This window comes from Bradyrhizobium sp. RT6a, assembly GCF_040547675.1.
In the GTDB taxonomy this organism is placed as follows: domain Bacteria; phylum Pseudomonadota; class Alphaproteobacteria; order Rhizobiales; family Xanthobacteraceae; genus Bradyrhizobium.
Map to the genome: position 1 here is coordinate 111,723 of NZ_JBEPQC010000013.1, position 14,021 is coordinate 125,743.

The 14,021-nt window shown below is 56.2% G+C and carries 8 protein-coding genes and 2 pseudogenes; 7 read left to right on the forward strand and 3 right to left on the reverse strand.

Annotated features, from left to right (window positions below):
- Positions 1-633: 633 nt before the first annotated feature.
- Positions 634-7,092, forward strand: coding sequence for a non-ribosomal peptide synthetase (locus ABIC03_RS37665; protein WP_354065769.1), 6,459 nt, complete (start codon positions 634-636; stop codon positions 7,090-7,092).
- Positions 7,089-8,516 carry an MATE family efflux transporter gene (locus ABIC03_RS37670; RefSeq protein ID WP_354065771.1) on the forward strand — a complete coding sequence of 476 codons (1,428 nt, stop codon included), beginning with the start codon at positions 7,089-7,091 and terminating at the stop codon, positions 8,514-8,516. Before ABIC03_RS37665 ends, ABIC03_RS37670 begins: the two co-directional genes overlap by 4 nt.
- Positions 8,517-8,885: 369 nt before the next feature.
- Here ABIC03_RS37670 and ABIC03_RS39360 read toward each other — a convergent pair.
- A pseudogene (locus ABIC03_RS39360) lies at positions 8,886-9,273 on the reverse strand (transposase); the annotation flags it as partial.
- Positions 9,274-9,641: 368 nt separating this feature from the next.
- Here ABIC03_RS39360 and ABIC03_RS37680 point away from each other — a divergent pair.
- The 3 genes from ABIC03_RS37680 (at position 9,642) to ABIC03_RS37690 (ending at position 10,438) form a co-directional block, all read left to right on the forward strand.
- Positions 9,642-9,842: a type II toxin-antitoxin system RelE/ParE family toxin gene (locus tag ABIC03_RS37680; protein ID WP_354065799.1), complete on the forward strand. Its 201-nt coding sequence runs from the start codon at positions 9,642-9,644 to the stop codon at positions 9,840-9,842.
- 67 nt (positions 9,843-9,909) lie between these two features.
- A complete protein-coding gene (locus ABIC03_RS37685) occupies positions 9,910-10,227 on the forward strand; it encodes a hypothetical protein (protein ID WP_354065775.1) in 318 nt (105 codons plus the stop codon).
- 130 nt (positions 10,228-10,357) lie between these two features.
- The gene (locus ABIC03_RS37690) at positions 10,358-10,438 is read left to right on the forward strand and encodes a hypothetical protein (protein WP_354065801.1); all 81 of its coding nucleotides are present in this window, start codon (positions 10,358-10,360) and stop codon (positions 10,436-10,438) included.
- 153 nt (positions 10,439-10,591) lie between these two features.
- Here ABIC03_RS37690 and ABIC03_RS37695 read toward each other — a convergent pair whose 3' ends face one another.
- The gene (locus tag ABIC03_RS37695) at positions 10,592-10,792 is read right to left on the reverse strand and encodes a hypothetical protein (protein ID WP_354065777.1); all 201 of its coding nucleotides are present in this window, start codon (positions 10,790-10,792) and stop codon (positions 10,592-10,594) included.
- 720 nt (positions 10,793-11,512) lie between these two features.
- On the opposite strand from ABIC03_RS37695, the gene ABIC03_RS37700 reads away from it, so the two are divergent.
- A complete protein-coding gene (locus ABIC03_RS37700; protein WP_354065779.1) occupies positions 11,513-12,661 on the forward strand; it encodes a redoxin family protein in 1,149 nt (382 codons plus the stop codon).
- A 348-nt stretch (positions 12,662-13,009) separates the two neighbouring features.
- Positions 13,010-13,269 (forward strand): annotated as a pseudogene (locus tag ABIC03_RS37705) (IS5/IS1182 family transposase); the annotation flags it as partial.
- 106 nt (positions 13,270-13,375) lie between these two features.
- On the opposite strand, the gene tnpC reads toward ABIC03_RS37705, so the two are convergent.
- On the reverse strand, positions 13,376-14,021 hold a 646-nt coding region (gene tnpC, locus ABIC03_RS37710; protein ID WP_354065781.1), incomplete at its 5' end, for an IS66 family transposase.

Here is a 14,021-nt window from a genome sequence, read left to right on the forward strand (position 1 = left end):
GACGTCGCCAAACGTTTCTGAGTGAATTTTCGTTTGCACCAAGGCGGACCACTGCGAACATCAGCGGACCAAGGAGCTCGCGGCGGATGGTTCTGCACGCCCACGACTCGTTACGCTGCCCATAGCTATCTCGTTATAGCCACGAGCATCAAAATGTTTGAGCGCTTAACGATTGTCCTTCAACGGCTATGGCAAACAACGCCGGCCTTGTTGAAAACGGTAACACACCTCTGTGTTGGCTTTTGCACAATCGATGTCATCGCTTGGGCGCCGCAGCGACCTGCAGCCCGGCGAGCGCCAAGTCCACTTTCATGAGGAGAGCACAAATGCAAGAAACCACAAGCCGGAACGATTCTCTGAGCGCGTTGGTCGCGGGTGCCATGCAGACTATCGCGTGTCTACTACAAGATCCGGTAGATGCCAACGCCAACTTGAGGCACTAGCGTCCAGCCGCGTTCACCTGCCGATCATCGAGGAAATCGAAGCGAACGCAAAAGGACGAGAAGCTAAGAATGGGAAAAAACGGCACACTATGAGTGGCAGAACCAGGGCGGCTACGCAATGCACACCTCAATCGGGATCCTCGGTGTTCTGATTTGAGGGCCGCAGAAGGCGACGAATGGCGAGACGCGTATGCCCACGGAAAATCGATCAGGCAAAAAGCAGCTTATGGAGCGTCAACCGGTCGACGTGATCACGGCGATCGATCGCGTTGCAAGATCGGATCCGGTGAGGGTTGCGCTGAGGTACGGCGCAAACGAGCTTACGTACAAGGCGCTGCGAGTAAGATCGGAATTCCTCGCGAGGAGGTTACGAGAGCGGTGCGCTCGCGGCAGTGTGATTGGCTATTGGGGTGAGCGTGACCTCGACTGGGCGACGGCGGTAGTCGCAATTTTGAAGGCTGGATCAACGTACCTGCCGCTCGATCCATCGTTACCGGCTCCGCGTACATCATTCATGATCGAGCAGAGTCGCTGTGCTCTGATTATAGGGCCAGGCCAGCTCGATGCGGTCAGCCCAATACGGGCGAGCAGCAAAGGCGCCACGCAATTCATGACGATAGAGGCGGCGCTGCGCGGGGCCCAGACTTCGTCTGTTGTGCCATCATGGAGCGAGGATGGACTCGCTTACATTCTGTTTACGTCTGGTTCAACGGGCCGTCCTAAGGGGGCAATGATCGAGCGTGCAGCCCTAAACAATCATCTGGCGGCAAAGATTGATGCCCTAGCCCTCACTCGGACGGATTGCATCGCGCAGACGGCATCGCACTGCTTTGACATCTCGTTATGGCAGCTTTTGGCGGGGCTTTGCGTCGGAGGCTGTATCGCGCTCATTGATGATGCGACACTGAAATCGCCAGTATCGCTTCTCAAAGCGATTCAGGGACACGGCGTGACGGTAGTTCAACTCGTTCCGTCGATGCTTGCAGTATTTGTTGAATATTTGCAGCCGCTTGCAGCGGCTGATCGAGCTCTGGACGGTTTGCGGATTATTTCGACGGTCGGAGAACCTTTGACACCCGCATTGGCGCGGGCGTGGCTTGCCTTGTATCCGCGGGTCCCCATTCTCAACCATTACGGGCCGACCGAGTGCGCGGACGGCGTCACGCATCATCTGGTCTCCGCGCCGCCTGCGCTGGCTGACGCTTATGTGCCGATCGGCAAGCCGATTTCTAATCTTGAGGTTTATATCGCCGACGGGCCGCGGCTGTGCAAGGCGGGAGAGGTCGGCGAAATCTGCGTGAGCGGCGTTGGCGTCGCTGCTGGTTACGTCAATGACGACGTCCGCACGAAGGATGCCTTTGGGCCAAACTCGTTCTCAAACGTTCCGTCTTTCCAGCGCCTATACAGGACAGGCGATCTCGGGCGCGTTCGTTCCGATGGTCTTTTGGAATGTCTCGGTCGACGGGACCGTCAGGTCAAAATCCGCGGGCACAGAATTGAGCTAGGAGAAATCGAGGCTCGCCTCTCCGCTCACCATTCGGTGCGTGGCGCCGTCGCAGTCGCCTCCGTCTGCGCAGGCGTAAAGCTTATGGCGAGAGACATAACCAGGTCCGAGAGGGAAAGCGCACCGAGACGACTCATCTCGTATGTGTCCGCTCCAGCTGAGGTAACTGAAAGCGAGCTTCAGAACTTCCTTGCTGAAGCGCTGCCCATCTACATGCTCCCAGAAAGAATCATCCACGTCGACGGTATTCCACTGACCAGTAATGGAAAGGTCGATTTTGGAGCATTGCCCGACCCGACCAGTCTTCGCCCTCCATTGCCGACGCCATTCGAGGAGCCGCAAACCGACCTCGAAGTTCAGCTGGGCCAAATTTGGTCCGGTGTTCTGCGCATTGAGAACATTGGTGTGAATGACCAATTCATAAGCCTCGGCGGAGACTCGCTCCGTGCAATGCTCATATTGGGCCGATTGCAGACCCAGCTCGGAGTGAGAATGGACTTCAGGCTGGTCCTGAATGGAACGATACGATCTCTTGCGGCTTCGATTTCCGCGCGAGCCGACTCTCGACCGTGCACGGCACCGGCTTGCGAAAAGCTTACACGATCGCCTCTGACGCGAGTTCAAGAGCATCTGTGGTTTCTTTCGCAGCTCGATCCGTCTGCCAGGAACTACATCATTCAAGGCGGCCTGCGAATGCGGGGCATCATCGATCTGGCCGCGTTCAATCGCGCCTGGACCGATGTCGTTCATTCCCATCAGGCACTTTCGGCACGCTTTATCGACGAGGACGGTCCGGTTCAGCTTTTTGATGCTCCGCACTGCGCAAGTCTCGAATTGACTGATGCATCTCATCTCACGTCGCAGGAGGCTGAGAAGCTGATCGCAGAGCTAAGGCGAACAGAGCTGAACGGCAGCTTTGATCTCAGCCAAGGTCATCTGTTTCGCGCGCAGATGATCAGTTTCGGTCCTGACAATCATCTCATACTGATCACCGCTCACGAAATTATCATCGATGCCTGGTCGATCTCTGTTCTGCTCAGGGACCTGCGACAAAGGTACGTAGATGCCGCGGCGTTTCTGCCAGAGAACCGAGTGTCACTCTCGACCTACGCGGTCTGGGAAACACAACACGCTACGCCGGATGCGCTTGCCAACCAATGTAGCTATTGGCGTCGTCAGATTGGAGATGATCCGCCGGTACTCTCGCTTGGAACGCGACGAGCGCGGCCGCAGACAAATGCGTATCGCGGCGCATCGCATTCGGTGATACTTGGCAGCGAGCTATCCCATCAAATAAGGGAGTTTGCGCGCCGACATGGGTGCACCACGTCGACAGCACTCCTCGCATGTTTCAAGCTTCTACTGCGGATGTATAGCGGTCAGGATGATATCATCGTTGGCATACCGCACGTCGTACGGGATCAACCTGGCAGTGCCGACATTGTTGGTTTCTTCCTGAACATGCTGCCAATCCGCACCGCGATCGATGTGGGCCAGTCCTTTGCGGTACATGCCTTGCGCATCCAGGCACTGGTCAGCGATGCCATCGCAAATTCGGCATATCCGTTCGGTTGGATAGTAAGGGATACCAGGCTACATCGCGAAGCGGGACGATCACCGATCTTCCAAGTTATGTTCAACATGTACTCAGAGGCCGCAGAGCCACTTGGCCAACATGACTTGGATCTGACGTTCCGCGAATACGAGACCGGCTACGTAAAATTCGATCTGACATTGTACGCACAAGAGTTGGGCGAGGAAATTGCCCTCCAGCTAGCGTACGCGGAAGATCTATTTTCCAGCGATCTGATTATCCGCATGGCCGGCAATCTGCGCCGTTTGATTGCAGCCTGCATTGAGAAGCCGCTTACGCCCATTCAAAATCTGATCTGCCTCAGCGAGTCAGACGTCACCATGCTGGACGCGCTAGAGGGCTCGGCGCAGTCATATGAAACCGAATGTCCGCTTGTCCAAGCGTTCGAGCAAATCAGCGTCTCTAATCGCAACCAGGTGGCATATTGTGGTGATTTCGGCGAGATCACAGTCGGCCAGTTGCGTGAGCGCGTAAGAGCTATCAGGTCGTTACTGCGGACTTCTGACGTGGGGGCTGGCGACATGGTCGCCATGCTGGTCGACCGGTCGCCTGACGTTGCCGCTGTTATTCTTGCCGCACGAGATTTGCAGTCCATTGTTGTCCCTATATCGCCGGATTATCCGCGTGATCGGATCGATCATATCCTGCGAGATAGTCAAGCAAAGCTTTTGGTTCACGCAAATAGCGCTGAGCCTGCTTTTGAAGTGCCGTCGAGATGTTTATTGACGCTAGAAGCGTGCGGCGCGCCCGCGCGCGATTTTGAGTGCAGCGACAAACCAACAGATCAGGGAATTGCGAGCCTTATATACACGTCGTCCTCAACCGGGAAGGCGAAGGGAGTTCTTATACCGGAATCGGCAATTCTCAATCGACTGAACTGGATGTGGCGACGCTTTCCCTTCGATAGTACCGACGTGATGGTTGTCCAGAAGTCCGCATCAATTGTTGCGTCCGCTTGGGAGTACCTTGGGGGCCTTCTGAGAGGCGTGCCCGCGCTGATCCTAACCCAAGAGCAGTTGCGGGATCCAGATCTGTTGTTGTGCACGTTGGTGAGACACCGGGTGACACACTTGTTTGCCTCGCCGCCACTCCTGTCCGGCCTCATTGCTTCCCAAGAACGGCACTCGCGACCGACCGCCTTGCGCTTGGTCACAAGCAGCGCCGAACCGATGCCTTCCTCGCTCCCTGTTCGCTGGCGTGAGTATTTCCCGGACGTGCCGTTGTGGAACTTCTATGGTGCTACGGAATGTGCATCCAATGCGGCAGTCCACGAAACCTCGGATGCCTGCGACGGCTCGTCGCACGTCCCCGTTGGACGCCCAATCGATAACGTCAAACTCTACGTGCTCGATGCCCAGTTGAAGAGAGTCCCCGTCGGAGCCGCCGGCGAACTCTGCATCGCGGGACGCTGCGTGAGCGCTGGGTACTGGCGGGATCAAGATCGGACCAACCGCTGTTTCGTGCCGAATCCGTATGACGGCGGGCAATACAGCGTTCTTTATCGAAGTGGCGATATCGCGCGCATCTCAACAAGCGGCCTTCTCGAAGTTTGCGGCCGATCGGACAACCAGATCAAAGTACGGGGCTTTCGCATCGAACTGGAGGAGGTCGAAGCGGCCCTTGAGTCTCATCCGGCAATCGCAAAGGCCGCGGTCATCGCAGAAGACATCGATGACCATCGTCGGTTGACGGCCAGCATGGTTCCGGCTCGCGACGGTCTAAGCTTTGCAGATATTGTCACTCACTTGCGCCAAACATTGCCATCCTACATGATTCCCGCTGCCTTCCGCTTGGTTGACAGTATTCCCCTTACGGCGAGCGGAAAGATAGATCGTGCTCGCCTGTCGTCCGTTCCTTACTGCGAGGTCGGGCCTGTTCCATCTGCTGAGCTCTGTACGAGGAAGGAGAGCATTCTTATTGGGATCTGGCAGGATCTATTAGGCGCCAAGTGGGGCGGACTCGATCAAAGCTTCTTTGATATCGGCGGCGACTCTCTTCTCAGCGTGCGCTGCGTCACGCTGGCGCGCAAAGCCGGGCTGAATCTCACTGTCGACCAACTCTATCGAACACCGACCATCAGGGAATTGGCAGCAGACGGAGCGGCAGTTACACTCGATACTTTCCTTTCCGGCGATGGCTCATTGCCAGTGAACCCCGCAATCTCATCTTGGAACCGTCTTGCCGACTTTGATGAGCATTTCAATATCGGCGATCTGTTCTTCTTGCCCGGCGGCGTCCTGGATATCCGAATGCTGGAGCGCGCCCTTGCCCATGTCATGGATAGGCACGAAGGCCTCAGACTCCGTATTGCCCGAACCGACGATGGTCTACGTCTGACAATCGGACCTTCCGGGGCCGAACGCCTCGCGGAGGAGATCGATCTTGTCGGAATGACCTACCCACAGCAGCGTAGGGCAATCGAGAGCATCTCAGCAAGACGTCAAAAGATGTTTCGGTTTGACGGGCAGACGCCTCTTGTTAACGTTACGGTGTTCCGCACATCGGAAAGCGGCGATTACTACCTGCTGGTCCTGATGCACCATTTGGTAGCGGACGGGATAGGCTATCGCCTGTTCCTGGAAGCTTTGGATGCGGCGTACGCCCTGGCCTCAGGCCACGCCGCGAGCGGCCCCGAGAACATACAAATGCTCTCTGCATGGTTGAAGCGCCTTGAGCACTATGCGAACAGCGAAGCGCCAGCCGAACTCGACTACTGGGAGAGGATTGACTACCATCAGTTCAATTTGCACTTAAGCGCCACTTCATCGGGCGGCGCGAGCTTTTCGAAAGTGACCGCGAGAGAGCTTCACTATGCACGCCTTGAAGGTCGCATGGATGAAGCGAATTGCCGATCCCTTTGGGAAGATCAGGGCAAGTACCATCTTGAGATTGAGGAAGAAGCGACTGCTGATCTCCTCAATATTTCAGCCAGATCGGCGCATTGTCAGGACTTTGATGTGTTTCTTGCGGCCATTTCTGGCGCCTTTGGACGCGTTTTCGGCAACTATTCGCTCTGGATTGATAGCCTTTCTTCAACCCGAGGTCGGCTGTTTGACGATTTCGATCCATCTCAGATCATCGGCCATATCAGCGAGCTCGTTCCGCTTCCCTTGAGTCTTACCGGAACGGAGCCCCGTCCCGATCGTGCTCGTTCAATATACCGCCAGCGCAATGCCCTGCCGCGCAGAGGGATAGGCTTTCGGGCCATGAAATTCCTAAACCGAGATCCAGCCGTGCGGAGCCGGATCGATCGCCTGCCCTTACCCAGAATTGGATTGAATTATCGAGCGGGCTTGCAGCGCCATTTTCCACGTCGTCTCCTAGCCAAGGAACCTTCTCCACTTTGGATCGGCGAAGACATGGATGAAGGGGCCGTGATTCACCTCTTCTGGTTCGATGTCGGATATCAAGCCGGCCAGCTACAGATCGAAACGAGGTATGATCCAACCCAGGTCGGTTATGAGGTGACCCGTAATCTTTGCATGGTGTTGCAACAGGAGCTGTTGCAGACGATCAGCGAATTCGGAAGAGCAGGGGACACTCATCCATGAATGACACCGATACGGAATTCGCCGTCGAGAGCGATTGCAATGTGATGCCCAAGAAGAAGCAGAAGATCGATTTATCGGACCCCAATCTCGCGAGCCTAATCCTGCGGCTCGCCATTCCGGCTGTTGTTGGCTTGTCGATCGTCGCGTTGCAGCAGGCCGTTAACGCGATCTTTGTTGGCGCACTTGGCGTGCAGGCGATCGCAGCTGTCAGCATGACCTTGCCGATCGTGCTCCTGCTCGCGGCGGTCGGAGAGGGGATCGGTGTTGGGACAGCGTCGTTCATATCTAGTCATCTGGGCGCTAATGAGTACCTGGAGGCGAGTCGAGGCGCAAGTACTGCACTCGCGCTCGCCGCTCCGATCGGTCTCGTTGTTACAGCCGCTCTGCTTCCAAGCCTACGAGGGATCTTCGCAACGCTCGGGGCAACTCCAACCATCATGCCCGTGGCGCTCGACTACGCGGTGATGCTGTTGTTCGGGTACACGGTGATGCTTCTAAACATCGTCAGCGGCTTCATCGTCAGAGCCGAAGGCAACACACGATTCAACATGTGGACGATGATTACCGCATTCGTCCTGAATGCGGTGCTTGATCCGATCTTCATATTTTCAATGGACTTCGGTGTGCGAGGCGCAGCCCTCGCGACGATGGTATCTCAGATCGCTGCTATTTGCCTCTATATCGCGTATTTTACGAAGCCTGGCGGGACAGTTCTCGTCAGGATATCTCACATCTCGTTGGGAGCAAGTCGCATCAGACAGCTCGCGTTGGTAGGGGCACCGGCGACCATGACCAGTGTTTTATCTGCGATTGCCGTTATGCTCTTTTACGGAGCTGCCGCGCCGTTTGGAGACGAGTCCGTCGCGGCCGTGGGAATAGCTGCGCGAATCTTGACGATCGGCGCGCTGCCTATCACCGGCTTCTGTATAGGCGCTCAAGCTGTCCTGGGTTTCGGTTGGGGCGCACGCGACTTTGCTCGTATACTGAAGACTGCGAAGTTCATGCTCTTAATGACTGTCGCTCTTTCCGTTACGTATTCTGCAGCCGTTGTGGTTTTTGCCCGGCCTTTGGTCAGGCTGTTCAGCGATAGCGATAAGGTCACAGAAATCGCCGTATCGACCTGCATCGTCTTTCATGTGTTTTTTGGATTTTTTGGTGTTCAGAGCCTCGTAACGACGATGCTTCAGTCGTTCGGGAGAGCACGCCTTAGTGCGGTGGTCTCCTTGGCGAGGCAGGGCTATCTCTTCATACCGGCCGTACTGCTATTCCCGGTCATATCGGGTTTCAATGGGCTGTTGGCCAGTCAAGCAATCGCTGAGCTGGGCGCCGGAATGATCGCGCTGTTTGTCATGTTCCACCAGTTCGCTGAGCTCAGACGAGCGCTCCGGCGCCCCACTTCAAGAGCGATCGAGATCGCGGGTTGACCTGACAAGGGACATCATCGGAGCTCAGAGCATTAGGCCTACATAGCCGGCAGGTGTTGCGCTCGAAGAAAATTGTTAATCGGCTTGCAATATTGGCTCTGACTCATATGTGGAACGGCCCGGGCCGCAAGATCTTTCTATGGTTAAACAGGGGATGACGGTCCGGTCATATGTTCAGCCTGTAAACGCGGCGCCCGGCCGCTTGCCACGATGATATCCGCCGAAGCAATCGCCCAATCAATGTCTCGCGCTCGAAGATCAGTGAGTCAGGCGGTCCGATCGCTACCGGGAATGTCGTCATTCGGGTTCATCCAGATTTGCACCTTGCCTCCTCGGCAGCTTTTTTCTTCCGCCGGAGAGCTCTTGAGATTAGGTTTTCAGCATTGCAGCCGGCGCCTGATAGATGCCGCCTCTGACCAGCAAGGCCCAGATGGCGCCGTAATTGGCGAGCGCCACCGCCACGACCTTGACCGGCCGTCTTTGCAGCATGGTCCGAATCCAGAGCGGGTTTTCAAGCCTCGCTTGGCAAGCTTTGATGATTGAGGTCGCACCAACGATCAAAAACGTCCTTCCGATTTCTATGCTTTGATATCGCCCCGAGCCTTTCTCTCCCGTCGCTCGACTGTGCCCTCGGTGTGAACCCCGTCCAAGCCGCAAAATCTCGTGCAGTCGCAAAACCGCGAGCATCCAGGACCGATGTCCGAACGGTAGCGGCGATGAGAGGACCGCCACCCGGAATACTCATCAGGCGCCCGGCATCAGCGTGGTGGGCCTTTCTCGATACGAATCGAACTTTGTGCATTGCGCCGACCCCAGAAGTTCGTGAACTTTTTGAGAGTCTACGAAAATTGTCACTAGTTCAAGGGTGGGCCGGCGGCTTAATCGGATCAGCCGGTAGATCCGTTCTAGGGCCTTGATCTGAGTGGCGTATGCTTTTCCTTGTGTCGTACGTATCATTTTTCGTGCAATTGGGTCAGGAGAACTTGGGAAACCACTGCCCACTGCCTTTTATCAGCTACCCTACGGACGTGAGCCGGTTCGCGAGTGGCTGAAGCTCTTCACCGACAATCTTGCCGTCTGTCTCCGGCACACATCAAGGATGTGGAGTTTTCCTGGCCGATCGACATGCCGCCTTGCCGGGTCCTAGGAAAAGGTCTGCGGGAGGTCCGCAGCGAGTTTGAGGGCAATCGTAGCGCGGGTACTGTTTTGTGGTTTTGTGTTCACGAAGGCCGGATGGTTTTGCTGCGCGTGTTTATAAAGAAGACGCAGAAGACACCCCAAGCTGAAATTGACTTGGCACAAAAGCGCCGAAAGGAGATCACATGAATAAGAAAGGTCGCATCGGATCATCATCCTTTGACGATTTCTGAAGGAAGAGAATATCTATGCAGAGGTGACGGCACGAGCCATCAAGCGCGTCATTGCGCGTCAGCTTGGTGCCTTCATGCAGGACGAGGGGTTAGCCAGGTCCGCTCTCGCCAAACGCATGCAGACCAGCCGTGCGCAGCTCGACCGGCTCCTGGATCCCAACAATGAATCCAAGATCATGGTGCATAAGCATGAACTAACCGACCATATAATCCTTGTGCTGGCGAACGAGGAATATCCCGAGCATTACATTCTCCGCGAAATCGTCAACGGTGGGCGCTCTAAGATCGTGGCTCTCGACCAAGTCGTAGACCTGCATCGGCACAAGGTCGAAAGGGTTTAAAACTCTGCCGCGCGACCAGACCGAAGGTTAACTCGAAGCGCCGTGAATTCGATCTTCCGGCGTTGGATAGAGAGGACCTTGATACAGTGGGCTTCAATGGGAGGCCGTTAAGAATGGTGGCGAGTTTTGGTTGCTCATTGAGCGCGCGAAACTTCCGCCTGGCTATAACGTTCCTGAAGCTTCAATCGCCATAAAGATCGAGCCGGGATAGACGATGAAAGCGCGCCTTAGGTCGTCGCTGATGCCCTCATTCGCCAGAAGATCACGGGTTTAAAAAAAAATCGCGAGGATGTTGCGGTCAAGGGCGACGACGAGTTTTCCCACTTAGAGGTCGGAAAACGGGACGACTTGTGTCACCGTAAAATCAGAGTCCTCCTCGACGTTCGGAAGAACGGATCTTGGTAACGATGCTTTCCGCGCGGCTCACGACCTCATTCACCTTGACGCCCGGAATTGCCTTGCCAATGGCGACAGCCATTCTTTTCATGCCCGCATCGATCGCGGCCAGCGATTCCGGCCGGCCGGCGACGGGCTCAGGTCGATATCGACTGGCAAAACGCGGCATATTGCGCACGAATAGATTGATCGCAGTCCCGCCTTTGGGAGCAAAATCATGTAACGCCGCCGAATGGCAAGGTCCCGATCAGCAGCGCAACCAGAGCTGGTCCCGGTTGTCTGAACAGATTCTCCGGGTTGATAAGTGGAGCGTCTGCCGGGTTAGGCCGCCAAGTGGAATGACGTCCGGTTGAAGATGTCAACCGATCGAGTGGTGCGCCCCGCTGGCGTGCTCGCCAGCAACTCCATCGCCATCAGAACGTGCCGAATTTATGGTGATGAATCTGGCCGGTTGCCCTTAGGGACCCTACAAGGGTTAGCAGGCGGCTAGCTCTTTCAAGCTTACGTATCCTAGCGGCTTCGTCGCAAAATGCGGGGACATGCCAAACGAACGAGATCGCATATTGCCGACCTACCTCGTCGTCGCCCTCACCCTTGGAATTGTTGGTCAGCGGGCACCATCCGGCTTCTCGCGCGCCTCCTAGTGGCGCAGCGCGGCTCGTTGATGCGCATCGCAAGACGATCTTCTGGCGGCACGAAGGTCGCGATGCGTGCTCGAAATCCGACGCCGACGCAAAGCACGTCAGGTTTACACGCAGTGGATGCTACTGGGCGTATGGATGTTTTTCAAAACTTTGTCATGTAGCTTAGCGCGCGTGGACAGCTGGCACTGTGATTGTTATTCGGGTGAAGCGACAAGGTCGCGTAACAGGTAACTGTGGAGATAATCATGGTGCTATGCATGGAGTCCCCGGCTCCTTCGCTCAAAGTCGAGGACTGGCTGCGTGGCGAGCCCCTCACGAACTTCCAGCCAGGGAAAGTGTACATCGTCGAATTTTGGGCAACTTGGTGCGGGCCGTGTGTGAAGGCGATCCCTCGTCTGATAGAACTGCAAGCAAAATACAAAGACAGAGGGTTTGAGGTCGTCGGAGTCGCAGCTAGTGAAACAGCACCAACGCCGGATGAGGCTCGCACCAAGTTGGACGCATGGTTGACTGAAAAGTTCTCAAATCTGAACTATCGAATCGGGTTCGATAGTACAGGCGAAATGAACAAGCTTTGGATGGATGCCAGCTCTTCTCTTGGCATTCCGACATCGTTCGTAGTCGACCGCGACGGCCACATTGCCTTTATCGGTCATCCGATCGAAATCGACGCCGTCTTGCCGAAAATTATCAACGGCACTTGGCGCAGCAGCGAGCAAGCCAAAGCCGTGGATGCGAAACGGATCGCGGCAAATGAACGCTTTGCGCGCGAACTCCCAATCCTCAAGGCAATTCAACCGGCAATGCAAGCAAAGGATTGGCCAGCAGCGCTCTCAGCGCTCGAGAAGGGCATTGCCGCCATGCCGGACAGTCTCAGGTTCCGCGAGATTCATGCGGATCTGTTGCTTCACAAAATGCGTGACACGGCGACCGGCTTCCAGGTCTTACGCCAACTGGTTCGAGATGCGCTTGAGAAACAGTCAGAGGCTTTGCGTGGGCTGGCTATCGTGATGGAGCAACTCTTTGATCCGGAGAAGGATAAGGCCCACCTTCCGCGTGCCGAGCGCTTTGCGATCGGCAGGGATGTGTCGGAACATATCCTCAATCCTGGGGAAGCCAGCAAAGGCGTCGACTTCTCTTCTTATGGGATGGTCGCTGAGTATTACTACGAGAGTGGTGACAGGCAACGCGCGATCGAGCTGACCGAGCGGGCAATGACATGGCTAGACGATCCGGAAATCGTGCCGGAAGCTACAAAACAGTATTATACGCCGCGGCTGCTCCAGACCTTGGCCAACTATAGAGACGAGAAGGTCTGTTGCAGCGGGTCTTGTTCGATTACGCAGGAAAAGTCTCCTGGAGCTCCCAAAGTGCCGCCGCAGGAGGAGACATAAAGAGAGATGTCGATCGGAGATGCACGATCCGGGCTATGTAAGCGCCTTCGAAGCGCTCGCGACCAGCAGAACGTCTAGGATCATTTAGGCGATTGCGACACAGCCTAGCCCACAACAAGCGATGCGACCCCCTGCGGCCCGTCTTTGCTGGGTGTCTAGTTAGTCGTTCGTGAAGAACCGTCCAAGCGGTTGATCAAGAATCGATTTTCCGGGCGAGATCAACTTTGAGATTGCAAGCTTTCGGGCTTTGACTGCACAAAAGCTTGCAATTTCATCTTTGAGGATTCCGTCGAATCGCAAGGCGAGATTCCCTGATCGCATCGGAGGGAGCGATGCAACCAGGGAAACGATACGACGGTGCAACCCAAGATTATGATGCCTATGCCAAGCTGCTGAACCGCACCCGCGACTGGTCCGGCGAGCGAAGCGACATGGTGTCAAGCTGCGCCAGTCCTATGCCAGGGTGGGCAAGATCGCGCTGATCTAGCACTAGCGCTACGCCCTCGCCAAACAGTTCAAGTCGCGACAACAGGCCCTTGAGTAAACTCAAGACCTATCTCGGCAGCATCATTCGCGACATAGGCCGCAAACTCGGCGGCAACACCGACCTGCTCGGTGTGGTCGTGCTGGAGCGCAGTACGCCTACGACGAAGGCCGCCTAATTGACGCGTGCGCGCGGGCACGGCGAGCTATATGTGATGGCGTTGGGTGAAGTCAGGCGGCTTGCTGATCGTCGGATTTGCCGGCTTGGCGCAGAAGCTTCCATTCCCAGGGCAGCAGTTCGTACAGCTGCGATGCAGGAAGATCGGCGATACGGGCGAGGACGTCGGCAAGCCAGGCCTTTGGATCGACGTTATTGAGACGACACGTCGTGATCATCGTCAGCATGATGGCGGCACGGTCGGCCCCACGCTGGCTGCCAGCGAAGGTCCAGTTGCGCCGTCCCAAGGCGATGCCTCTCAAAGCGCGTTCAGCGCAATTGTTGGTCAAGCAGATCCTGCCGTCGTCGAGGAAGCTGGCGAAGCCCGCCCAGCGCCTGAGCATATAGTTGATCGGCTTCAGCACCTCGGACGAGCGCGAGAGAGTTTCTCGCTCGCGCAGCAGCCAGGCGTGCATGTCGTCGAGAAGCGGCTTGCTCTGTTCCTGGCGCACGGCGCCTCGCTCGTCGGCGCTGCAGCCACTAATGGCGCGCTCGATCTCGAACAACGCGTCCAGCCGCCTGACCGCCTCCAGTGCGATCGGGGAGACCGGTTTGCCCTTCTTGCCTTCCCGAGCATTTTTCTCGATGTCAGCCAGCTCGAAGAAGCCTCGCCGTGCATGGGCAAAGCAATATGCCGGCGTAATTGGCAGTGTCTTCTTC

Excerpts from the sequence above, each read along its gene's own strand:
- ABIC03_RS37665 (WP_354065769.1), top strand. The coding sequence starts at position 634 with ATGCCCACGGAAAATCGATCAGGCAAAAAGCAGCTTATGGAGCGTCAA.
- ABIC03_RS37670 (WP_354065771.1), top strand. The coding sequence starts at position 7,089 with ATGAATGACACCGATACGGAATTCGCCGTCGAGAGCGATTGCAATGTG.
- ABIC03_RS37680 (WP_354065799.1), top strand. The coding sequence starts at position 9,642 with ATGCCGCCTTGCCGGGTCCTAGGAAAAGGTCTGCGGGAGGTCCGCAGC.
- ABIC03_RS37695 (WP_354065777.1), bottom strand. The coding sequence starts at position 10,792 with ATGCCGCGTTTTGCCAGTCGATATCGACCTGAGCCCGTCGCCGGCCGG.
- ABIC03_RS37700 (WP_354065779.1), top strand. The coding sequence starts at position 11,513 with ATGGTGCTATGCATGGAGTCCCCGGCTCCTTCGCTCAAAGTCGAGGAC.